The sequence below is a fragment of the Mycobacterium sp. 852002-51613_SCH5001154 genome (genome assembly GCF_001667425.1).
Classification (GTDB): Bacteria; Actinomycetota; Actinomycetes; order Mycobacteriales; family Mycobacteriaceae; genus Mycobacterium.
In genome coordinates this window covers 34393-56731 of sequence record NZ_LZII01000056.1, presented here as the reverse complement: position 1 = coordinate 56731, position 22339 = coordinate 34393, and the positions used below count along the sequence as shown (strand labels likewise).

Below are 22339 nucleotides of genomic sequence, written 5' to 3'. Positions count from 1 at the left end.
AGCGTGCCCAGCATGATGACGGCGCCCACGGTCGCACCCCTTCGCTCGACTCATTAGATAGTGCACACTATCCTAAAGGCAGTCAACAATCGGCGAGGAGCGAAACTGTGCCCCAGCGGCCACCCAGCACGAAGCCCGGCGCGGCGGAAGCGCCGGCCCCGGCTAACCGCCGACCGCGTGGCGCTCCGCGCAAGCTGCTGCTCGACAGCGCTCGGGCGCGCTTCGCCCGCCAGGACTACCGCAGCACGACCACGCGTGAAATCGCCCAGGCCGCAGGCGTTACCGAGCATTTGTTGTTCCGCCACTTTGGTTCGAAGGCGGCGTTGTTCCGCGAAGCGCTCGTCCAGCCGTTTATCGACTTCGTCGCCGAGTTCGGCCGGACCTGGCAATCGGTGGTCCCCGAGGAGACCGACGAGCAAGACCTGGCCCGGCACTTCGTCGGACAGCTCTACGACGTCTTCGTCGAACACCAGGGTCTGCTGCTGACGCTGATGGCGTCGGAGGCGCTCAGCGAGGAGGAGAAGGCCGACGCCGGCATCGCCGATATCAGGCGGGCGATCACGGCGCTCGGGGAGATCAGCGCGGAGGGCATGCATCTGCGAGGGCTGCGGTCGGACCACCCCGACCTGCCCGCTCACTCGACGGTGGCAATGATCGCCGGGATGGCCGCGTTGCGCTCCACCTACTTCGGCGCCAAGCCGCCGTCTCGAGAGGTCATCGTCGAAGAACTCACCCAGGCGATCCTGCATGGCTTCCTACACCGAAACGACTGAGCGAAGGGACTGAAAATGGCGGGCACCAGCACGATCGACTTGTACTACGACCCGTTCGACTCCGACATCGACGACAACCCGTACCCGGTGTGGAAGCGCATGCGCGACGAGGCGCCGCTGTACTACAACGAGAAATACAATTTCTTCGCGCTGAGCCGCTACGACGACGTGGCGCGTGAACTGCCGAACTGGCAGACCTACCGATCCGGGCGCGGGACCACGGCCGACATCTTGTTCGCCAATATCGAAGTGCCACCGGGCATTCTGCTGTTCGAAGACCCGCCGTTGCACGACCTGCACCGCCGCTTGCTGTCCCGTGTCTTCACGCCGCGGCGCATGCTGGCCGTGGAGAGCCTGGTGCGCGGCTTCTGTGTCCGGGAGCTGGATCCGCTGGTCGGTGCCGGCGGCTTCGACTTCATCGCCGATCTCGGGGCGATGATGCCGATGCGGACCATCGGTTACCTGTTGGGCATTCCGGAGCAGGATCAGGCGAAGATCCGCGATCGAGGCGGGGCTTACATCGAGTTGTCCGAGGAGCGCGACCCGGCCGCGGTGAACGCGAAGCTGTTCGAGGAAAGCATCGTGGTGTTCGCCGAGTACATCGAATGGCGGGCCGATCACCCGTCCGACGACCTGATGACCGACCTGTTGCGGGCCGAGATCGAGGAACCCGACGGCACCCGGCGGCCCTTGTCGCGGACCGAGGTGCTGGCCTACACCGCCATGATCGCCGGCGCCGGGAACGAGACCACGGCCCGGCTGATCGGCTTCATGGGACAGCTGCTGTCCGATCACCCGGATCAGCGCCGCGAACTGGTCGCCGACCCGTCCGTGATCCCCGCCGCGGTCGAGGAGACGTTGCGCTACGAGCCACCCTCGCCGGTGCAGGCCCGCTACGTGGCCCAGGACGCCGAGCTCTACGGTCGCGTCGTGCCCGAGGGCTCATACATGTTGCTGCTCAACGGTTCTGCCAACCGCGATGATCGACACTTCACGGATCCGGACCGCTACGACATCCACCGCGGGGGCGGCCACCTGAGCTTCGGGCAGGGCCTGCACTTTTGCCTGGGCTCCGCGCTGGCGCGGATGGAAGGCCGCGTGGCCCTCGAAGAGGTCCTCAAGCGCTGGCCCGACTGGGAAGTCGACTACGCCAACGCCCAGCGCGCGCACACCGCGAGCGTACGGGGCTGGGCGCGCCTGCCCGTCGTCACCGGCTGACGCTTCCGGCTCGAGTGTGCGGCCAGCCGCACACTCGAGCTCGAACGTGCGGCCAGCCGCACACTCGGCCGGGCTAGGTGGCGCTTTGGTCTACGAGCACCGCGCCGTCGGGCTGGTTGCCGAGAGTCTGCAGCGGAATGTCGCCGCCCTGGGCCGTGAGCCGAACGATCTCGGCAAGTTGGCCGGGGGCGTCGCATTGCAGGTAGTGGTCGGCGCCGGGCACCACCCAGTAGCGGTTGCGGCCGGGCTTGTTCTTCAGATACGTCTGCCAGACATGATTGGGGACGCGTAGCGGCGCGACGTTGTCATGCAGCCCCCACACCACGGTGGTGTTGACCGGGCTCCTGGAAAGTGCCTCGAGCCAACCTGTTTCGTCCGCGGCACGCTCGTGCAGGTATTGGATGGTGTCGGGCAGCACGCGGATTCCGTCGTTGTGGGCGAAGCACTTCGCCAGCGTAGCGATCTCGGGGTCGTCCGTTGTCCGCCGCGGCATGAAGGTGCTGGCTCCCAGGCCGGCCGCCAGCAACTGCGGCGTCGTTGCCTTCGCGGTGGGCCGGCCGGTCGCGGGGTCGAGCAGCGCGGTCTGGAATGCGGTGAGGTTGGACAGCGGCAGGTAGATGTTGGCGTTCGTCACGATGAGGTCGACGGGCGCGGCCGGCGGATCCAGGGCGGCCAGCATTTCCAGTGCAATCATGCCGACGCTGCTGCCGCGGTCGTGGGTGAGCATGCGGTATTCGGTCAGATTCCACACCTGGGTGATCGCGTAGACGAGCAGACGCGCGTCGTCGTAGAGCGAATACACATACGGCTCGGCCGGCTTGTCGGACAGGCCGTAACCCGGGAAGTCCAGCAGGTAGATGTCGAACTCGGAACCCAATTCAGCGGCCAGGGCGAAAAAGTCGATGCTCGACGTCGGGAAGCCGTGCACGATGACCAGGGCGGGGGCGCCGGGTGTGCCGCAGCGGCGACTGAACACCGCGACTTCGTGCGCATCGTTGGCGGCGGTCGTTGACCGCCAACGCAGTTCAGTGCCGCCGGTTTGCCACTCCGCGAAGATGTCCAAGCTGCCAGCATCGCAGAGCCGACGACGGTAGACAACCATCTCCGCGGCCCGGCAGTTATGGACAGGTGACGTGCACCCCGAAAGTCACCGGGCGCGTGCCGCTTTGGCCGGGCGTTGTCGCCTCGCCCGTCCCGGTCACCGTGTAGCTCTTGCCCTCCTTGGTTGCCTGGACCTGGGTCGCCGACTTGGTCGACTGGTAGGGCAGTTGGTACTGACCGTTGGCCAGCGTGAGCGAAATCGCGAATCCGTCCACCATCGGCGGCTTCTCGTCGGACAGGGCCAGCGACACAGACGCCGTGTCGTCGTGGACGGTGATGCGAGTGGTCAGGTCCCCGGATTCCGGTGGCGACGCGTTCGGTTGCGCCGCCGAACTGGCGCAGTTGACCCCCGTGGTCATGGTGTGTTTGTTCCCGTCGATCATGACGGTCGTGGTCACGGCAACACGGCTCGAACTTGGGGCGGACGGCGGCTGGCCGCCCTTGCCGGAACAGCCCGACAAACCGGCCACCAGCACAAGTCCCGCGGCCGCGAGGACATACCGATTCGTCATCTCACCTCCCTTGTCAGCGAGGACGATAGGTTTCCTTCGTTTCGGGAAGGTCTCATTTCTCTGGCGACCAGTCAACCGGGGGGTTTACCGCCAGGCTTCCCAACTGACCATGCTGCGCAGCGGTCCGGCGAAGATGGGCCGTACCGCGTCCGATCGCCATCGCTCTTCGATGACGGGTGCCAGGGCACTGGTCGTGGTCAGCGGGTCGTCGTCGAGGTAGACGACGGTGATGTATTGGTGCTCGGTTCGCCAGCCCCGCGGCAGGTGGCTCCAGCCGGCGCTGGAACCGAATGTCCAGGCGCCGGCCGTGCCCGGCACGCCGAGCAGCGCCGGGTGGTGCTCGGCATGCAACCACTGCAGCCACCCGTCCGGTCGGCTGCCGTCAACGGGTTCTTCGACGATCAGCACGATGCCGCGGTGCGGCCGGAACGGAACCACCTCCGCGGAGACCAGCGCGTGCGGGGCGCTGTGCCATTGCAGCAAGCGCAGGCCGGCCACTTGCAGGGACGGCCGGACGACGGGAAAGCGGCCGTTCTCGCGCAGCGCGCGGCCGAGGGCGACGAAGTCGTCGAATGTCTCCTCGACGGGGTCGCCTACCAGGTAGTGCACCGCATTGCCGATCTCACCCAGCGGGCCGTTTGCCGCCAGTCGATGCTGGGGATAGTCGCCGTCGGCGATCCAGCGCAACCCGTGCACGATGCCTGGAAGTTGATACTGCTCCGGCATGTGATCCAGCAGGTGCCAGCGCAGGTAGCCGCCGTCGTCGTCGGCCGGCGCGGCGGCGGTGAGGCTGAATATGCCTGCCCTGATCCGGATCACGCGGCGCCGCCGGGGGAGTGCAGCTCGGCGAGCGCCTGCAGGTTGTCCAGGTAATGCTGCAGCGAGGTGTGGCGGAAGACGGCGGGCACGATGGTGGCGCCGTGCGCGGCGGCCTGGCCGACGGCGTCTCGGGTTTGTTCCGGCTCGTTGATCGGGTCCAGGGCCGTCGATGGCGGCAGGACGACCTCGAAATCGGATCGAAGATCGAAGCGGCTCAACCAATCTCGCGCCTGAGGCAGGGTCACGTTGAAGGGTGCCCAGCCGTCGGCCAGGTTCGCGGCGCGGCGCAACGACCGCAGCGTGCGGCCCCCGATCCAGATCGGGACACGGTCCTGCACCGCGCACGGATCCACGACCATGCCGCCGAAGGAGTAAAACTCGCCGTGGTAGGCGGGTTCGGGCACGGACAGCGAGGCGCGCAGCGCCTTGAGGGCGTCGTCGCCCCGCGGTCCACGGTCGTCGAAGGGTGCGCCGATGAGCTCGAATTCCTCTTTGAGGCTGCCGACTCCGACGCCGAGGATGAGCCGGCCGCCGCTCACCTTGTCCAGCGTGCCGTAGCGTTTGGCGATCTCGAGCGGATGGTGGTATCCGAGCACCAGCACGTTGGTGGCAAACCGGATTCGTGAGGTGCGCGCCGCCAGGTAGCCGAAGGTGGCCAGCGGATCCCAATAGCGGGTACCGCGGCGGTGCGTCTCGGCCGCGGGCAGCGCGATGTGTTCGCTGCAGGTTAGGTGGTGGTAGCCGAGCCGATCCGCCGCCTCGGCGATGCGCGCCAGGTCGTCGATGAAAGCGTGTTTCTCCCAGTCGCCGCTGGTCTTCGGAAACATTGTCACCACCGGGGTGGCCACCGAGAGTCGTGGGGCGCTCATCCCTGCATGTACCCTCCGGCGTCGACAGGGATGGATTGGCCGGTGATGGTGCGGCTTTCGTCGCTGGCCAGAAACAACGCCAAGTTGGCGACGTCTTCGGGCGTGGAGATATCTTGCAGGGCAACGCCTTTGACGGCTTTGGCGCGCTGGGTGGCGAAATCGACCCCTCGCTCGTCGGCCGTGCGTTGCACCCATTGCCGCCACAGCTCGGTATCGATGGCCCCGGGCACAATGCAGTTGCACCGGATGCCGTAGGGCCCGACTTCCAGCGCGACGGTCTTGGTGAACGCCCGCAGGGATGCCTTGGCGGTGACGTAGTGGGTCTTGCGGACGATGCCGGAATAGCCTGCCGTGGAAGAGAAGTTGAGGATGACGCCGCGACGGCGCGCCAGCATCGACTGGTTGAGCACTTCCCGGGTGCACAGCATCGCCGCGGTGACGTCGATGGCGAGAGTGGCGTTCCAGTTGTCCAGGGTCTGCTCCCAGATCCAGCGGTCCTGTCCGGGTGCGGCGGCGTTGTTGCACAGAATGTCCACGTGGCCGAATTCGGTCACGGCTCGCGCCACCATGGCCGCGACGTCATGCTCGTCGGTGACATCCGCGCGCACCGCGATGGCTCCGGGCCCGGCGGCGTGGGCGGCCTCGCGTACCAGCTCTTCGCGTCGCGCGGCCAGCAGCACCCTGGCGCCCTCCCGGACGAACAGCGCGCCCAGCACGGGCCCCAGGCCGGTGCTAGCCCCGGTGATGATCGCGACCCTACCGTCAAGCCGGCCGCTCATTGCGCAGTCAACCTGCGGGCACGCATGTTTCGAGCCAAGCGTGGATTCTCTCGGCGACGGCACGCCACCCAGGGTCAAGCATCATGTCGTGGCTCATCTTAGGGAAGATTTCCGCTTCGGTGTCGTAGGCGGCCGCGGTCGCCCGGACTTCTCGTGTCGTGAAGCACACGTCGTCTTCGGCCCCCAACACCAACAGCGGCGTGCTGACAAGGTGCGGCCTGGGTTTGTTGAGCCACAACATGTCGATCGCGATCTTGAGCGCATACTCCTCGCAGAGTTCGGCGGCATAGCGCGCCACATCGGCTTCGGAGTTCGACCGCGAGAAGAAGGTCTCGCGGGCCAATTCCGGTGTGCCGCCGACACCGCACAGCGACCTGGTCCGGACCAGCCCGCTGGCGGTGTACCACGGGTGCCGCTTGAACCTGCGCGCCAAGAATCCGCGGATGCCGTTCGGGGGTACCGACGCCAGCAGCACGGCCGCCGCAGCGTCGTGCGATTCCAAGTACTTCTGGACGACGAAGCCACCCATGGAGTGGCCGACTATCACCGGTCGTTCCGGCAACCGGTCCGCGACCGTGGCGACGTCGACAACGAAGTCCGCGATCGAACACAACCGCATCGACTTGAGAGCCGGGCTCTTTCCGTGACCGCGAAGGCTCAGCGCCAACGCTCGGTGGCCCTTGTCCGCGAAGAAGTCCAGGAAATGCTCGTCCCAGCACCAGGCGCCGTGCCATGCGCCGTGGACGAATAGCACCGGCGGCTTGTGGGACTCGCGGCGCGGCGTTCTGTCGATCACTTCGAGCATGAACGTGCTCCTCTGTGGCGCGCCAGGGTTGCCTGCAACGCCGCTGAGACTAACCGCTGGCCCCCCGCGAAGGGCCGAAATCAGCAAAGCCGCGACGGAGTCGGCCCCGCCCTCGGCTGTAGTGGCGTTTACTGGGTCGATGCGTGCTGGCGCGGATGGCGGTGAACGGCGCACGTTGCTGCTGTCCGCTTTTCCGGCCGAAGCCGACGCGGTGCTGTCTCACACCACGCTTGACTCCGACCCGGTGGTCGTGGTCGACCGGCGACATTTCTATCTCGGCGCGATCGCCGGCAAGAAGGTGATCGTGGCGATGACGGGCATCGGTTTGGTGAACGCCGTCGACACCACCGAGGCCGCGTTGGCACGCTTCGCTCGCGGATCGTCCAACGAGATTGGGGCGGTGGTGTTTTCGGGGGTCGCCGGCGGGGCGGCGCGCACCAGCATTGCGGACGTGACCGTACCGGCGCGCTGGACACTGGACAACGGCACGACGTTTCGCCCGGTTGATCCCGCCATGCTGGCCACGGCCAAGAAGCTCTCCGTCGCACTGGAAAGCGTCGCCGGCAGTATCGATCTGCGGCGCCGGCCGCGAATCGTCGTCGGTGGCGACGGTTGTAGTTGGGACAACAACAACGGCGTGGCGTTTCCCTGTATCCCGAACGGCGGCGACGTTTTCGGCTGCCAGCCCCGCCGCGCGCCCGATCGCTCGCTGCGGTACACGGGCAATTTCCGGCAGGCGGCGGGCCGCTGGCTCAGAAGCGCGCTCATCAGCAACCTGAACATCGTCTCGACGTCGGACCCGGCCTACGATGCGACGGACATGGAGACCGCGGCGGCGCAGGCCGTCGCCGATGCGCACGGTGTCCCCTTCCTGGGCATCCGGGGCATCACGGACGGGCCCGGCGATCCGCTCCACCTGCCGGGCTTTCCGTTCCAGTTCTTCTGCTACAAGCGGATCGCGGCGAATAACGCCGCCCGGGTGACCGCCGCGTTCCTGCAGAGCTGGGGCGGTGTGTGACCGTTACTCGGGACCGCGGGCGACGGCGCGGGCGGGGTCCGAACACCACTCGGACCACGACCCGGGAAACAGCGCCGCCTCCCGGCCCAGCGCGGCGAGCGCGGCTACCGTGACGCTGGCGGTCACGCCCGAGCCGCAGTAGGCGCCCAACGGGTCGCCGTGGTCGACGCCGTGTTCGGCCAGAATTCGACTGAACGCGTCGTCGCCGACGAACGTGCCGTCGGCCGCCAGGATCGCGGTGCTGGGCAGGTTCGTGGCGCCGGGGATGTGCCCGGCGGCGGGGTCGAGCGGTTCGATTTCGCCGCGGAAGCGTTCGGGCGCTCGCGCGTCGAGCAGCGTCACGGCGCCGTCGCCGGCTTGTTCGGCGGTCAGGGTCGGTCGGCCACCGGCGTACAGATCATCGTGCGGCACAGTCACATTCCCGGGCTGCGGTGTCACCTGCCCCGTTTCGAGGCTCCGTCCGGCCGCTCGCCAGGCGGCCAGGCCCCCGTCGAGGATGCGGACGTCGGACAGACCGGCCGCCGTCAACACCCACCAGGCGCGCGCCGAACCGGCGCGATTCCAATCGTCATAGACCACGACCGGCACGTCATCCCGGATTCCCCACCGGCGCGCGGCGGACTGCAGATCGCTGCCCGCCGGCAGCGGGTGGCGGCCACGTCCGGCGATCGTGTGATCGCTGAGTTCGTCTTCGAGCGACGCGTACACCGCGCCCGGCACGTGCCCGTCCAGGTAGGCCGGCCGCCCGTCGGGCTCGTCGAGGCGCCATCGCACGTCGAGGATGGTCACCGGATCGCCGGCCTCGAGGAGGCCAGCCAGCTCTGCGACGGTGATCAACACCTGGTCTCGGGTTCCCACCGATTCGCCTCCCTGATCGTCAGCAATGAGCCTAGCGGCCGCGAAAGCGGCGCCGTTCAGCAAAGGGTGGCGTAGCGTCCTGGTGAGCGGTAGACCAGATGGAGCAGATCGTGGCGCGCATCAGCTATGGAATCAGCGGTTGTCTTGCCGCCACGTTGGCACTGGTGACGGCGGTCCCCGCGGAAGCGTTGCCAAACACCCAGTGCGCGTTGACGACACCCGTGCGGGAAGTGCAGCACTTATCCCAATTGCCGCCGGAGCTGACCAAGCTGCTGCCGCCCATCGCCGACATCGGCGCGCCGTTCAACGCGACCGACGCGGTCAGCGATCCGACGTTGCCGTTCCGCCGGCTGATTCGTGCCGGCAATCGCGACACCGACTGGTTCGTCTGGTACGAACACGGCGGCGTCGGCTACTTCTGGCAGGCGGTGGTCGCGCGCGTCGCGCCGGGCAGCGAAGCGAAGGTATTGGCCAACGCCGGAACGATTTCCGACACCCTGTGCAGGCTCACCGATGGCGCCTTCGCCGGCGTGGTTCCGCCGTATCCGCCCGGATCGTGGGCAGCCTCCGACTTTTAGGGAGTTCCGCGGTCCGAGGTCAAGGCAAATCCCATGTGGCCCTGGATTTATGGGGCTAAGCCGTGTGCTCGGCGCCGGGGTGATCGTCTTGCGCCGGCGCCCCCAACGTGGCCAGCATGCCCGTTGCCGCCCGGTGCCAGGTGAAGTCCTCGGCACGGCGTCGCGCCGAGACGCGTCGGTGGTGCTCGGGGCGGCTGGTGACGGCGCTGACCGCCCGCGCGATGGCGGCCGGGTGGTTGTCCGCCGAAGCACCGCTGTCCGCGGTGATGATCTCGGTCAGCGCCGAGGTGCGCGAGACCACGGCCGGTGTCCCGCAGGCCAGCGACTCCAGGGCGGCGAGCCCGAAAGTCTCGTGCGGTCCGGGTGCCAGGGTCACGTCGGCCGAGGCCAGCAGCCCGGCCACCATGCGCCGATCGGAGACGAACCCGGTGAAGTCGACTGGTAGGCGGGCGGCCTGTCGCTCCAGCCTGGCCCGCAACGGACCCTCGCCCACTACGACGAGCCGGGCATCGACCCCGGCATGGCGCAACTCGCCGATCGCGTCGATGCTGCGGTCGACCCGTTTTTCCACCGACAGCCGGCCGCAATGAACCACCAGCAGCTGGGTCGGCGTCGCCCAGCGCCGCCGCACCAGGTACGAGTGCCGGCGCGGGTGGAAGGTCTGCAGATCCACGCCCAGCGGGACGGTCACGGTGTTCGTCGCGCCGATGCGGTCGAATTCCTCGCGCGCGAAACCGGTGGTGCATACCACCGTGTCGTAGTCGGCCGCGGTGCGCGCGTTGGCCAGATCGGCGAATTTCACCGCGGCGCGGCGCGGAAGGATCTGTCCCACAAGCCGATCCAGCCGCTCGTGGGAAATCATGACCGTTGTGGCGCCATGGTCGCGTCCCCACCGGCCCAGTGATCGCAGGGTCAGCCGGTCGGAGACCTCCAGGGCGTCGGGCCGCAACGCCTCCAACAGCGCCTTGACCGGCCCGGGCAGTACGGCGCGGTAGCCGCCGGTGAGGGGAATCAGCCGGGCGGGCAGGGTGATTCGCACCACGCCGGTGTGCAGCCGGCTGCGCTCGGCACGCTGCCCGGGAACGATCAGGAACACCTCGTGCCCGCCGGCGCAATATTCGGCGCCCAGCCGGTCCACCGCGGTGCGAAGGCCGCCGGAGCGAGGGCCATAGAAGTTGGCGACCTGTACAACGCGCATAACGTGAGGACACGCGGTGCGCGTGTGCATTCAACAATGTGGACTTGGCGCTGGCCTGAACAGTCCATGAATTCCGCCGACCGGCTAGCCCTTGGGGCCCTCGGCTTCGTTGATCCGTTCGCCGACGTCGGCGCCGGATACCCGCGCGCCGAGGAAGTCGCCCGAAATCGGGAGGCTCAATGCAGTTGCGAGGTCCCACTGACCGGGTGCGGAATCCGACCACCGTGCCCGACACGTCCGCGATACGACGAGGTCGCGGGGGCTTGACCATCCATAGGTGCTCCAGTGTATGGTCCGAGTCGTGACGATCGAGAGCGTGCGTCCGGTTGAACTTAACGACGATCTGACGCGGCGAGCGTTGCGGCTCGTGTTGAACAAGACGACCGACCTGGCCGCGGACGTGCTGCGAGTGCCGCTGCACTACTACCGGGACGCCAAAGTCGCCGACATCGAGGAGTCACAGATTCTGCGGCGGACCCCACTGGCGATCTTGCCGAGTGTGCAGCTGCCCAATCCAAACGACTTCGAAGTCCGCTCGGTGCTCGGCAATTCGCTGCTGGTGACCCGGGACCGCTCGGGAGCCAGTCATGTGTTTCTCAACTACTGCCGGCACCGCGGCGCTATGCCCGCATACGGTGCGGGCAACGCCTCTCGCTTCACCTGCCCGTATCACGCGTGGACGTACAAGAACACCGGGGAGTTGTTCAGCGTCCCAGGCAAATCCGGCTTCACGGGGGTCGATACCCACGATTACGGGCTCGTGGAGTTGCCCAGTCAGGAAGCGTACGGCTTCATCTGGGCGGTGCTGACCGCCGACGGTTCCCTCGACGTCGACGCGCATCTGGGTCCGCTGCGTTCACAGTTAGCCGAACTCGACTACGGATCGTTCGGGTATCACACGCACCGCGAGTTCACCTCCGAGGTGTCGTGGAAGGGGGCACTGGAAGCGTTCGCGGAGGGATACCACTTCCCATTTGTCCACGGCGAGAGCCTGATTGGCCAGAACGCCCTGCCCAACGTGGCGATCTACGACGAGTACGGCAAGCATCACCGGCTCGGCTTTCCGTTCAACTGGATCGCCAACCTCGACACCGATCCAACTGGATCGTGGGACGTGCGGGACAACATGGGCCTGATCTATTGGATCTACCCGAACCTGATTCTGGCCAACAGCAACGTGGGCGTGGAAGTCATCGACATCCTGCCCGCCGGCGCCCCCACCCGCTGCACCGTGCGGCACAGTTGGTTGGCGCGCATCCCGGCGACCACCGACGACCAGCGGCACGGCTACGACATGATCTACGACGCCGTGCACGCGGCGGTGCGCGACGAGGACTTCGCGATGCTGCCGCAGTGCGGCGAGGGTGTGCGCCAGGGCCAACACGACCATATGGTGATCGGCCGCAACGAGATCGGCGTGCAACACATGGTCAGAGTGTTTGCCGAGGAGATAGGCGTCGCGCTGAGTTAGGTTCTCATGCGACCATACTCACCGTGAGGGCACGGTAGATGCGCAGACACGGCTGGGCAGGCGCGTTGCCGTCGAGCGACGACGAAGCCATTGCGCGGATCATTTCCGCGGCGAGCCGCGCGATAGATCAGTCAGGCCCGGACATCAAAATCAGCGACATCGCGCGCGATCTGGGCGTCACTCGTCAGACCGTGTACCGGTATTTCCCGAGCGCCGACGCGCTGTTGGCCGCGACCGCGTTGTCGGAAGTGGGCCCCGCCCTCGACCGGTTGGCGGCCCACGTGGAGCCCATTCACGACCCGGCCGAGGCGGTGGTCGAGGGCATCGCCCACACTTTGGAATTGCTCCCTCAGGACAAATACCTCGGGTTGCTCCTGACCTCCGACAAGGCGGCGGCCTACTCGGCCAGCGTCACTTCCGATGTTGCGCTTGCGCTGGGGCGCTCCATCATCGATCGCTTCAACGTGGACTGGAACAGCGCCGGCATCACCGACGACAGGCGCGACGACCTGGTCGAATTCATGCTCAGGGTCTTGCAATCCTTCATCGTCGACCCCGGACGGCCGCCACGGACGGGCAGCGAGCTGCGGGACTACTTGCGCCAGTGGGTGGCGCCCGCCATCACCCATTTCGGGCCCGTCCCTGGAGCCGCGCGGCCCGCGCCCTAACCGCTGGACTCGGGCCCGAACCAGCGCCGCAGCGCCGCGTGCAGGCCGGCTTGCTGGGCCGGCCCGAATTCGTCAGCCGCCCAGGCGACGTATCCGTCGGGCCGGATCAGCAGAGCCGCGGCGGGCGGGTCGTCGAGCGTAGCGGTCACGATCTCCACCCGATCGGCCCAGGCCGACGCCGCGGTCCCGACGCCGCCGTCGAAGTCGAGGAGCACCGGTCTCGCGCCGTGGAGCAACTCGGTGATCCGTCGGCCGTCCGCGAGGGTCAGCTCGGGCAAGGGCCAACCCGCCAGTGGGTGGTCGTCACCCACGTCGTAGCGCACGTCGGTGCCGGCCAACAGCGCGGCCATGTGCTTGGCGACGTCGGGGAGGCTGAAAAGTTCGCCCAGCAGGGTGCGGAGCGCCGCGACTTCGGGACCGGGCAACATGAGCGCGGTCTGAGCCTGCGAGTGCATCATCACGCGCTCGCCGACGGGATGGCGTTCGGATTCGTAGGTGTCGAGCAGTCCGGTTGGGGCCCAGCCGTTGAGGTGGGCGGCCAGCTTCCAGCCGAGGTTCATGGCGTCTTGCAGGCCCAGGTTCAGTCCGGGGCCGCCCATGGCGCTGTGCACGTGGGCGGCGTCGCCGAGCAACAGGACCCGGCCGTCGCGATAGTGCTCGGCATGGCGGGTATTCTGTCCGTTGATCCGGCGAAGCGCGTGCGGCCCAGGGTCTTTCGGCTCCTCAAAGGGAACGTCGACGCCCAGTACGCGGCGGGCGCTTGCGAGCAGCTCGGCCACGCTCATCGGTTTGTCCTCGACCGGCGGCCCGAATTCGAAGGTCCCGAAGAGCGATCGACCGGGCTCGAACTCGGCGTAGATCAGTCCGCCCCGGTCCAATCGCGTGTGACCGAAGGCGACCCGGCCGAACCCGGGAATGTCGAGCCCGCCGTCGGCGCGGCGGTACTCGTCGGGGACGTGCACGTGGGCGAGCCGACCCACGATGTCCGTGGTGGTGCCGGGGAAGTCGATGCCCACCGTCTTGCGCACCAGGCTGCGACCGCCATCGGCGCCCACCAGGTAGTCAGCGTCGATGCGATAATCACGTTCGGCCGAAGACACCAGCGCTCCAACGGCTTCCGGCTCCTGATGCAAACCCGTCAGTTCGTGTCCCCAGCGCAGATCCACGCCAAGATCGCGGGCACGCTTCTCCAGTAGCCGCACCAGCCGGGGCTGTTGGATGGGCAGCGCGTACATCGGGTTTTCGGGCAGGCCGGAGAAGTTCAGGGTCATGGCTGCGAAGATCCACCCGTAGGTCGGCTGGGGCGGTTCGGGGTCGCCGGTGAACGCCTGATACAGGCCGCGCATGTCGAGCGTCCGAACCACCTGTCCCACAAGGCCGTTCGCCTTCGGCTCCGGGCTGGGTCCGGGCAGGGCGTCCAGCACGACGGGCCGGATGCCGGCCAGCGCGAGCTCGCAGGCCAGCAGGAGTCCATTGGGGCCGGCGCCGGAGATGACGATGTCGGCGTGTTCGTCAGTCATGTGTTTCCTTCGTGCGTTTGGTGGGTTGGGGTAGGCCGGCGCTGACGGCGGCAAAGCCGGAACGGATCAGGTCGGTGATCGGGACGGGCGGGTCGGCTCGTACGTAGGCCTCCGCTGCGGCGTCGCCGACGGCGCGCACGATCGCCACCACCAGGCGCGGGTAGAGGTCGTGCTCGGGATCGGTGCCGGTGCGTTCGGCGATCACCGCGAGCCACTCATCGAATAGGTCCTGCGGCAATGCGTTACGGATCTGGGGGTTCATCAGCATTTTGCGGACCTCGACGAGTTCGTGGCGGCTGGGCACCTGGTGTTCCTCGCCGTACACCTCACCGAAGTCGGCTTCCAGGGGCTCGAGCACCACGTGTGCGATCGATGTCCACAGTGGCTCGTCGGCCGGGCGTTGCCGTAACGCGGCAATGCTGCGGCGCATGCGCTCGGTCTGTCGGTAGGCGAGTGCCTCGTACTTGCCGCCGAAGTAGTTGTTGAACGTGCGCAACGAAACTCCCGCGAGGTTGGCGATGTCCTCGCGCGTCACGTTGTCCAGCCCGCGTTCGAAGGCGAGATTGAGCGCGGCGTCGCTGAGGGCACGGCGGGTGTCGGCCTTCTTGCGCTCCCGCAACCCGCGCGGCTGTTCGGTCATGGGCACCAACGTACGCAAAACTTGCCCGGCGGGCAATATTGCCTGTCAGGCAATATTTGAGGTATGCATCTCCAGCGGGGTGTGGGCACCGGATGCCACGATCGGATGGGTCAGCCGAATTCGCGTTGGAAGGTGAAGCCATGGAAGTGCAATTCGTCACGAGCGTTGCAGTGATCACCCCCGAGCCGGCGGTCAGTCGAAGGTTGTACGTGGACACACTTGGCCTGCCCCTGACCGCGGAAGCCGACGGCTATCTCCACAGTGAAGACATCGACGGCTGCAAGTCCTTCGGGGTTTGGCCGCTGGCTCAGGCTGCGCAAGCCTGCTTTGGCACGCCTGACTGGCCAGTCGAGCGGCCTGTGCCGCAGGCCAGCGTCGAATTCGAGGTCGCGGACGCCGACACCGTCCAGGCCGCGGCGAACGAGTTGACGCAGAAGGGTTTTACTCTGCTGCACGACGCACATACCGAGCCGTGGGGACAAACTGTCGCTCGACTGCAGTCCATCGAGGGCACGATCATCGGAATCTCTTACGCGCCCGCGATGCATTCGTAAACACGCGCTTGTTGGTCGTCAGCGTTTGCCCCAGTCCCACGGCGGCGTCGTCAGCAGGTCCTGCCCGACGACCCGCGTCTCGCCCCACTCCTTGTAGAGCTCGATCTCGACGGTGTCGTCGCCGGTGGCTTCCAGCAGCGCGCGGGAATGGGTCACCACCAGGACCTGCGTCCTCGTGGCGGCGGTGCGAATCAGGCCCGCGAGCGGACGCACCAGGTCGGGATGCAGTGAGGTCTCCGGCTCGTTGAGCACCATCAGCGACGGCGCCTGCGGGCTCAATAACGCGGCGGCCCACAGCAGGAATCGCAGTGTGCCGTCGGACAATTCGGCGGATCGCAGCGGGCGCAGCATGCCGCGCTGCCGCAGCTGCAGATCGAAAAGCCCGTCATGAACGGCTACCGACACCGTGGCGCCGTCGAAGGCGTCGGCGACGGCGCGGCTCAGGTCGTCGAAGCCCGCCTCGATGATCGTCTGGATCGCCGCGGCCAAATCACCGCCGTCGTCGGAGAGCACCGGGGTGCGCGTCCCTACCTGCGGGTGCCGGGCCGGCGCCCCGGCGTCGACGCGGAAGCCGTCGTAGAACCGCCACCCACGCAGCCGCTCACGCACGGCCGCAAGCTCGGGCAGCGCGTGCGGGTGGGCGTACTCGGCCAGCACGCTGCGGTACGTCGGCAACGAGCGGGACAACTCGTCGAACCCGCGGCCCGAATCCGCGCTCACCTCGGCGAAATCGCGGGTTCGGCGCACGAGCGTCGCGCTGGCCCGCAGCACCGGCCCGGCGAACAAGGCTTCCCGCTTGATCTCGGGATCGCGGCCGAAGGCCGACTTGGGCCCGGCCATCTGCGGCATGCCGAGGTCGACCAGATAGCCGAAATCGTCTGACGCGAAGCCTAATTCGAGCGATACCGGCCGGGTGCGCACGGTGCCCTCGACCTTGCCGGTCCGGCGGGCGCCCTTCAGCTCCTCGGGCCCGGCCCACAGCGCGGACTGCAGCCCACCCTCGCGGGCGAGCGAGGCGATCACCTCGCCGCGGCCGCAATCGGCCAGCAACCGCAACGCGCGGTACAGCGAGGACTTGCCGGCGCCGTTGGCGCCGGTGACCACCGACAGCCGACTCAGCGGCAGGATGACCTCACGCAGCGAGCGATAGCCGCGGATCGCGACCGTCTGCAACATGGAGCCGACTGTACGGTCGACGACCGACGGGCCCTACTCGTCGTCGGCGGCGTCGAGCAGCTGCACTTCCTCGAGGTCCATCTCGTTCTGCAGCTCGCGCAGGACGATGTCGTCGATGAGGTTCTCGTTGCGCAGCGCGGTGATCTCGCGGCGCTTGCGTTCGAGCATGCCCAGCCGAACCCGGCGGACGAGATCCTTCTTCTTGACGAGGTGGCTGTTCGTCGAGTCGTTTTCGGTGGCGAGGGCCAGCGCGGCCTTCTCTTCGTATTCCTTCTGCAGCCGCCGGCGGAGGTCGTCGCTGATGCCGACCTCGTCGGCAACCGTCGGCAAGGAGTCGAGGGCGGCTCGAGCGCCACGGGTGCGGGCCAGTTGCAATTCCTCGGCGTGGGCCACGTCTTCGGGCATCTTCGCCCAGCGCACCACCGCGGGCAGCGTGGTGCCCTGGACGAGGACCGTCACGAGGATGACGACGACCACGATGAAGATGAGCAGGCTGCGGTCGGGGAATGGCGCGCCACTGAGTGTGGTCGTCGGGACCGCCAGCGCCGCGGCGAGCGACACCGCCCCGCGGAACCCCGCCCAGGCGGTGACGAAACGCTGACGCCAGTCGACGCGCCGTTCCCGCTGGGCTTCCCGGCGGTCGATCAGCCGGATCAGCCACACGGTGATCTCGCCCCAGAAGATGCGCGACAGGATCACCACGGCGGTGACGGCGAGCGCGATGAACAAGGCGTGGCGAATCCCGCCGTCCACGCCGGCTATGCCGCGCAGCGCCCCCGGTATCTGGACGCCGACGAACACCCACAACGAGCCGTTGAGCAAGAAGGTCGCGCTGTCCCAGAACGCGTAGGCCTGCAGCCGGGATCGCGCGCGGATCACCACCGGCCCGGCGTAGGCGAGCATCAACGCCGCGACCATGACCGCGACCACCCCGCTGCAATCCATGCTCTGCGCCAGCAAGAACGCGGCAAACGGCGTCAGCAGGCTGAGCGCCCCTTCCTCCTGGGGCGCGTCAAGCCTCTTGCGCAGCAGCGTGACCGCTCCGCCGACCAGAAGTCCGGCGGCGATGCCGCCAAGGTAGGAGCCGACGAAACGACCAACCAGGTCGATCGGGGTGATCTGCGCTCCGCCGATCGCGACGTGGACCGTGACGGCAAACAGGACCAGGGCCGTGCCGTCGTTGATGAGACTCTCGGCCTTGAGCACGGTGACCGATCGGCGTGGCAACTTCTTGGCCAAGCCGGCCACGGCGGCGGCGTCGGTGGGGGACAGCACGGCGCCCAACACGGCCGCCGCGTGGGAGTCCATGCCCAGCGCCCGCGCCGTCCACGACACGGCCACCGCCGTCGCGATCACCAGGGCGACGCTGAGGAACACGATGATGCGCGCGTTCGCTCGGATCTCCCGGAAGCTGGTGTTCAGTCCCTCCCAGTAGAGGATCGCCGGGAGGAACAGCAACAGCACGATCTCCCCGTTGACGTGCACGTGAGCCAAGCTGGGGATCAGGCCCAGCAACGTGCCGAGCACGATGAGCAGTACCGGGGGACCAACGCGATAGCGCCGGCCGAGGACCGTCCCGACGATAACGGTGGAGACGAGCGCAACGATCAGGACGAGGCCAAACACCAGCCCATCCTGCCGGACATGCGCGCTTCGCGCCGATCGGGGCTCGGGCGGAAAGCGCCGTCACATCTGTCACTTCGGCCCCGATTCCGGGGCACTATGCGACTCTCGAACTCGATAGCGCCCGCGATATCAAAACCGAGAGTCGGGTGATGCTTGCGAACTCATGAGCAGTCGCAGCAGCAGTCGTCGCAGTCACAGCAGCAATCGCAGCCATCGCAGCAGCACCAGCATCCGGTGCCGTCGCCGCCGCGCTTCTTGCGTCCGGGTGTTTCACCTTCGGCAGCGGGCTGGGCCGGCTGGTCGCCAAAGTTGATGGGCTCCTGCTGGCCGTGTGGTGTTCCGCTTTCTGCGCTGAAACCAGCCTGGGCGAAGGTGCGCTTGATCGACCGGCGCACCTCGCCGGTCAACAGCCGATGGACCAGCCGCCCGTCGGCAAACGAGACGTCGGCAAGCGCCAGCTCGATGCCCAACACCGCGTCGTCGCACAGGGTGCGCGCCGCCCCCACGGGAGTAGCGGTGGCGGCCAACGGGTTCCATTTTCCTCGCGCGACGTCGTCGTGGTAGTCCTCGACCGCATCGAGCAGGTGCGCGACCCGGCCGAACAGCCGGCCGACCTCGCGCAGCGGCACCCCATTGTCGGGGCGGCCGGCCAGCACGGCGGTGTGCGCGAACGCTTCGGCCACGGCGGTCTCGGTGGGCTCGGTCACCAGCAACAGCGAGCTACCCGGGCGGGCCTGAGATTCGAGGGCGGCTTGCCGGTCCATGGCGGCGACGAGCACGCCGGTGTCGAAGCCAAGGGTGTGACCGGCGCCGATGCCCTGGCGCACCCAGCGTTCGGCGATGCGGCGCGCCGCCGGCCGCACACCGGCCACGCCGACCACGCCCTCGCGGTCGTCGACGTGGTCACGGACCCGCGCCGCGGCCAGCGCCAACGACACGACGGCCGCCAGCCGCACACAGTCACCGGTGGCGACGTCGGCGCGGCGCATCCCGCGCAACGGGCAGCGCCCGGCCGTGCGGCGGGCCGGCGGCCCCGCCGACTGCGCCTCGACCAGCAACGAAACCACCAACCCGTCGTAGTTGGTGGCGATGCGGGCGGTCTGGCCGTAATCGTCCCGAAGCGCCAGACACAATCCGCACAACTGGGCTGTCCAGGCCGCCGCCAGCTGGCCGCCGAGCTGATGACGACAGGGCCGGATGATGCCAAACATGCCCAGAAGCTACCGGACCCGCAGCAAACGCGCCCCCGAAACGTGGCAGTGTTGGTGGCGTGAGCGACGTCGCCGGGGCCTTCGAATCTCAGCGGCCGCGCCTGTTCTGGTTGGCGTATCGGCTGCTGGGTTCGGCGAGCGAGGCCGAAGATGCGGTCCAGGATGCTTACCTGCGACTGCACACCGCGGATGCGGAGGCGATCGAGTCGCTGCCGGCGTGGCTCACCAAGGCAGTCACGAACCTCTGTCTCAACCGGCTCACTTCGGCGCGCGCCCGTCGAGAGGTCTATCCGGGGCCGTGGCTTCCGGAGCCGGTCCTCACCGACGACCGCACACTCGGCCCGTTGGATACCGCCGAACAACGCGAGTCCGTTTCGATCGCGCTGCTGAGCCTGATGGAGCACCTCAGCCCTACCGAGCGCGCGGCGTTCGTACTCCGAGAAGCATTCGCCTACAGCCACTTCGAGATCGCCGAGATCTTGCAGACGTCCGAGGCCAACGCCCGCCAGCTGTACCGGCGAGCGCGGCAGCGCCTCGGCGAACCGCGGCCGCGTTTCCAACCCGATCGGGCGCAGTGGCGACGCCTGGTCGACCGCTTCTTCAGCGCCGCAAGTGCCGGCGACGTCGCCGGACTCGTCGAGATCCTCACCGACAACGTGACCTCGACGGCCGACGGGGGCGGCAAGGTGGCGGCCGCGCGGCGGGTGATCTCGGGCCGCGACCGCGTGGCGTCCTATGTGGCCCGCGGGTTCGGCAGGAACGTCCCGCGGCTGGGGCTGCGCCTCGACGTCGCCGACGTCAACGGCGAGCCGGCGATCCTGGCGTTCGACGGCGAAACGCTGACCGGGGTGCTGTCTTTCGAGATCATCGGCGACCAGATCGCAGCCCTGCGGGCGATGGCAAACCCCGACAAATTGCGGTTCCTCGCCGAGCAGTTGTCACATCCGGCGGGTCTGCCCGGTTCATAAAGGTATGACCAACCGAGTACTGATCACAGGCGGCACCGGCACCGTGGGTCGCATCGTCGTCGACCACCTGACGGCCGCCGGCAAGGACGTCCGCGTTCTGAGCCGCGGACGACGGCGGCACCAGCGCACCGACGTCGAGCATGTCGTGGGCGACGTGCGAACCGGCGACGGGCTCGACGCGGCCGTCGACGGCGTCGACACGATCGTGCACTGCGTCTATCCCACCGAGCACCTGGTCGCTGCAGCGAAACGGGCGGGCGCACCGCATCTGGTTTACGTCTCCATCGTCGGAATCGACCGCGTCCCATTCGCCCTGTACCGCATGATGCTCGCCAACGAACGCACGATCGCTGAGTCGGGCCTGCCGTGGACGGTGCAGCGGGCGACCCAGTTCCACGATCTGATCGCCGTCATACTGCGCATGCTCGCGAAACCGCCGGTCGTGCTCCTGCCGTCGGACTTGAAGTTCCAACCGGTCGACGTGCGCGACGTGGGCGAGCGGTTGGCCCGGTTGGCGCTCGGCGAGCCGATCGGACGTGCGCCGGATTTCGGCGGCCCGCAGGCGCGTGCACTCCAAGACCTTGCCCGCAGCTACCTGGCGATCGTGGGTAAACGTCGACGCATCGTCCCGATCCGGTTGCCCGGCAAGGTTTTTGGTGGGTTGCGCGCCGGCGCCCTGCTGACCCCGGAGCACGAAGCTGGCGCGATCACTTTCGAGCAGTACCTCCAAGAACAGGTCGACGCGGGCCAATTGCCCTACCACGACGCGATCCGCGCTTACCTGCCGCACCGTCCGCGCAAAGCGTCGCGATGACTGCCCGGCTGACCGGCTCCGCCCTTCGGGCCGGACTGTGGTTTCTTACGTTCGTGGAGGCAGTGGTCGGACTCGTCGCGAGTCGGCCGGCCTGGCTTCGCTTGGCACTCCGACCTGGGCATCAAGCTTCCGGCCGTACGGACCGATCTCGGCATCAGGCTTCCCGCCATAATGGAGGCGATGAATCTTGTGAGGATGAGGCTGCTGATAGCAGTCGCCGTGCTCGTTTCGTCAACGGTGGTGGGCTGCCACTTCGCATCCAGAAACCCGCCGTCGACCAAGACGCTCCAGGTGCCCATGACCGACGTGCTCACCCAGGACGTCATCAAGCAGAGCATGACCTTGACTGCCGGCAACACGCTGATCGTGAAGTTGGGCTCGAATTACACGACCCCGTACCGGTGGGCGCCGGAGATGAAGGTCGGCGATCCGGGAATCCTCAAGCAAACCAGCCACGAGTTCGTGCCGCCGAGTTCCGATGCGTTGGGGGCGCCCGGCACCGAGGTGTGGAAGTTCACCGCGTTGAAGCCGGGGACCACGACGATCGGCACGTCCTACACCAGCTTCGTCGAAAAGGATTCCAAACCGGCGTGCACCTATACGGCCGACGTCACGGTGCAGTAAAGCTCTCTGGCAAACGAGTGCGCACCGGTCAGACGTCGCGCTACGGTCTGGTGCGTGTTCGGCTTTCTCCGTAATTTGTCCGAAATCGGCAAACTGCCCGCGGCGCTGCGCGACGAGCTCGAAGCCGAGGGCATCATCTTCAGCGCCGGGAAGGTCGGGGTGAGCCGGCACTTCGGCGGCCACGTGCCGGGGGTCTATTCGGCTTCCGGCGTATCCCGCTACACGGGCGCCTTCGCGTTCACGTCCGCCCGGATCGTCGCCACTCTTCCCGCGCGCGGGGACGCCAACCTGCGATCGATCGACTGCACCTGGGACAGCGGCAAGGGGCCGGCCCGGGCCACCATCACCGGCAAAGGGCTGAAGCTGGAAATCGACCTGCACGGTGTCGACCCCGCCTTCAGCGGGTCGATGAGCCTCAACTACAAGAAGACCATCCCCGACGAGGTGCTGGAGACACTGCCAACGACGACGCTGCGTTATCCGGTCCAGCCGGTTTTCGTGTACCGCGCGGCCGGCGTGCGTCCCAAGACATAGCCTGC

24 protein-coding genes are annotated in these 22339 nt (G+C 67.6%); 11 read left to right on the top strand and 13 right to left on the bottom strand.

Annotation, left to right across the window (positions count from 1 at the left end):
* Positions 1–107 precede the first annotated feature (107 nt).
* Both A5750_RS15670 and A5750_RS15665 read left to right on the top strand, forming a co-directional pair.
* On the top strand, positions 108–773 hold the full coding sequence (locus tag A5750_RS15670) for a TetR/AcrR family transcriptional regulator (RefSeq protein ID WP_067263989.1): 666 nt from the start codon (positions 108–110) through the stop codon (positions 771–773).
* Positions 774–788: 15 nt separating this feature from the next.
* Positions 789–1991, top strand: a complete 1203-nt coding sequence (locus tag A5750_RS15665; RefSeq protein WP_067263986.1) for a cytochrome P450 — start codon at positions 789–791, stop codon at positions 1989–1991.
* 73 nt (positions 1992–2064) lie between these two features.
* Here the strand turns inward: A5750_RS15665 and A5750_RS15660 are convergent, their stop codons facing one another.
* The 6 genes from A5750_RS15660 to A5750_RS15635 form a co-directional block, all read right to left on the bottom strand.
* Positions 2065–3054, bottom strand: a complete 990-nt coding sequence (locus tag A5750_RS15660; protein WP_066956884.1) for an alpha/beta fold hydrolase — start codon at positions 3052–3054, stop codon at positions 2065–2067.
* A gap of 55 nt (positions 3055–3109) precedes the next feature.
* The gene (locus A5750_RS15655) at positions 3110–3604 is read right to left on the bottom strand and encodes a lipoprotein LpqH (RefSeq protein ID WP_066956881.1); all 495 of its coding nucleotides are present in this window, start codon (positions 3602–3604) and stop codon (positions 3110–3112) included.
* Positions 3605–3688: 84 nt separating this feature from the next.
* Positions 3689–4420, bottom strand: coding sequence for a hypothetical protein (locus A5750_RS15650; RefSeq protein ID WP_066957001.1), 732 nt, complete (start codon positions 4418–4420; stop codon positions 3689–3691).
* Positions 4420–5292: an LLM class F420-dependent oxidoreductase gene (locus A5750_RS15645; protein ID WP_067263983.1), complete on the bottom strand. Its 873-nt coding sequence runs from the start codon at positions 5290–5292 to the stop codon at positions 4420–4422. The genes A5750_RS15650 and A5750_RS15645 overlap by 1 nt, the downstream gene beginning before the upstream one ends.
* Complete coding sequence (locus A5750_RS15640; protein WP_066956875.1) at positions 5289–6071, bottom strand: SDR family NAD(P)-dependent oxidoreductase; 783 nt, start codon at positions 6069–6071, stop codon at positions 5289–5291. The genes A5750_RS15645 and A5750_RS15640 overlap by 4 nt, the downstream gene beginning before the upstream one ends.
* 7 nt (positions 6072–6078) lie before the next feature.
* Positions 6079–6876: an alpha/beta hydrolase gene (locus A5750_RS15635; RefSeq protein ID WP_067263979.1), complete on the bottom strand. Its 798-nt coding sequence runs from the start codon at positions 6874–6876 to the stop codon at positions 6079–6081.
* A gap of 139 nt (positions 6877–7015) precedes the next feature.
* On the opposite strand from A5750_RS15635, the gene A5750_RS25390 reads away from it, so the two are divergent.
* Positions 7016–7894 carry a hypothetical protein gene (locus tag A5750_RS25390; protein ID WP_082948346.1) on the top strand — a complete coding sequence of 293 codons (879 nt, stop codon included), beginning with the start codon at positions 7016–7018 and terminating at the stop codon, positions 7892–7894.
* A 3-nt stretch (positions 7895–7897) separates the two neighbouring features.
* On the opposite strand, the gene A5750_RS15625 is transcribed toward A5750_RS25390, so the two are convergent.
* Positions 7898–8752 carry a sulfurtransferase gene (locus tag A5750_RS15625; protein WP_067263976.1) on the bottom strand — a complete coding sequence of 285 codons (855 nt, stop codon included), beginning with the start codon at positions 8750–8752 and terminating at the stop codon, positions 7898–7900.
* A 98-nt stretch (positions 8753–8850) separates the two neighbouring features.
* Between A5750_RS15625 and A5750_RS15620 the strand changes: the two genes are divergently transcribed.
* Positions 8851–9330 (top strand): hypothetical protein, encoded by a 480-nt coding sequence (locus tag A5750_RS15620; RefSeq protein ID WP_231989222.1) that lies wholly within the window; start codon positions 8851–8853, stop codon positions 9328–9330.
* Between the two features lie 55 nt (positions 9331–9385).
* On the opposite strand, the gene A5750_RS15615 is transcribed toward A5750_RS15620, so the two are convergent.
* A complete protein-coding gene (locus A5750_RS15615; protein WP_066956865.1) occupies positions 9386–10528 on the bottom strand; it encodes a glycosyltransferase in 1143 nt (380 codons plus the stop codon).
* A 289-nt stretch (positions 10529–10817) separates the two neighbouring features.
* Here A5750_RS15615 and A5750_RS15610 point away from each other — a divergent pair, with 289 nt between their 5' ends.
* Both A5750_RS15610 and A5750_RS15605 read left to right on the top strand, forming a co-directional pair.
* Complete coding sequence (locus A5750_RS15610) at positions 10818–11999, top strand: SRPBCC family protein (protein ID WP_067263971.1); 1182 nt, start codon at positions 10818–10820, stop codon at positions 11997–11999.
* A 38-nt stretch (positions 12000–12037) separates the two neighbouring features.
* Positions 12038–12667: a TetR/AcrR family transcriptional regulator gene (locus A5750_RS15605; RefSeq protein ID WP_066956859.1), complete on the top strand. Its 630-nt coding sequence runs from the start codon at positions 12038–12040 to the stop codon at positions 12665–12667.
* Here the strand turns inward: A5750_RS15605 and A5750_RS15600 are convergent.
* Together A5750_RS15600 and A5750_RS15595 are read right to left on the bottom strand one after the other, a co-directional pair.
* On the bottom strand, positions 12664–14187 hold the full coding sequence (locus A5750_RS15600) for an FAD-dependent monooxygenase (protein ID WP_067263968.1): 1524 nt from the start codon (positions 14185–14187) through the stop codon (positions 12664–12666). The genes A5750_RS15605 and A5750_RS15600 overlap by 4 nt on opposite strands.
* Positions 14180–14827: a TetR/AcrR family transcriptional regulator gene (locus A5750_RS15595; protein WP_066956851.1), complete on the bottom strand. Its 648-nt coding sequence runs from the start codon at positions 14825–14827 to the stop codon at positions 14180–14182. The genes A5750_RS15600 and A5750_RS15595 overlap by 8 nt, the downstream gene beginning before the upstream one ends.
* 140 nt (positions 14828–14967) lie before the next feature.
* Between A5750_RS15595 and A5750_RS15590 the strand changes: the two genes are divergently transcribed.
* Positions 14968–15381: a VOC family protein gene (locus A5750_RS15590; RefSeq protein ID WP_066956993.1), complete on the top strand. Its 414-nt coding sequence runs from the start codon at positions 14968–14970 to the stop codon at positions 15379–15381.
* Positions 15382–15399: 18 nt separating this feature from the next.
* On the opposite strand, the gene A5750_RS15585 is transcribed toward A5750_RS15590, so the two are convergent.
* The 3 genes from A5750_RS15585 to A5750_RS15575 form a co-directional block, all read right to left on the bottom strand.
* Positions 15400–16557 (bottom strand): AAA family ATPase, encoded by a 1158-nt coding sequence (locus A5750_RS15585; RefSeq protein WP_066956845.1) that lies wholly within the window; start codon positions 16555–16557, stop codon positions 15400–15402.
* Positions 16558–16590: 33 nt separating this feature from the next.
* Positions 16591–18183, bottom strand: a complete 1593-nt coding sequence (locus A5750_RS15580; protein ID WP_066956842.1) for a Na+/H+ antiporter — start codon at positions 18181–18183, stop codon at positions 16591–16593.
* A 161-nt stretch (positions 18184–18344) separates the two neighbouring features.
* Positions 18345–19394, bottom strand: coding sequence for a DUF5685 family protein (locus A5750_RS15575; RefSeq protein ID WP_067263964.1), 1050 nt, complete (start codon positions 19392–19394; stop codon positions 18345–18347).
* 59 nt (positions 19395–19453) lie between these two features.
* Here A5750_RS15575 and A5750_RS15570 point away from each other — a divergent pair, with 59 nt between their 5' ends.
* From A5750_RS15570 to A5750_RS15555, 4 genes are all read left to right on the top strand, one after another.
* Positions 19454–20362, top strand: a complete 909-nt coding sequence (locus A5750_RS15570; RefSeq protein ID WP_067263961.1) for an RNA polymerase sigma-70 factor — start codon at positions 19454–19456, stop codon at positions 20360–20362.
* A 4-nt stretch (positions 20363–20366) separates the two neighbouring features.
* Positions 20367–21176, top strand: coding sequence for an SDR family oxidoreductase (locus A5750_RS15565; RefSeq protein ID WP_066956833.1), 810 nt, complete (start codon positions 20367–20369; stop codon positions 21174–21176).
* Positions 21177–21365: 189 nt separating this feature from the next.
* The gene (locus tag A5750_RS15560; RefSeq protein ID WP_066956990.1) at positions 21366–21800 is read left to right on the top strand and encodes a protease inhibitor I42 family protein; all 435 of its coding nucleotides are present in this window, start codon (positions 21366–21368) and stop codon (positions 21798–21800) included.
* A gap of 54 nt (positions 21801–21854) precedes the next feature.
* Complete coding sequence (locus tag A5750_RS15555; RefSeq protein ID WP_066956830.1) at positions 21855–22334, top strand: hypothetical protein; 480 nt, start codon at positions 21855–21857, stop codon at positions 22332–22334.
* The last annotated feature ends 5 nt before the right edge of the window (positions 22335–22339 follow it).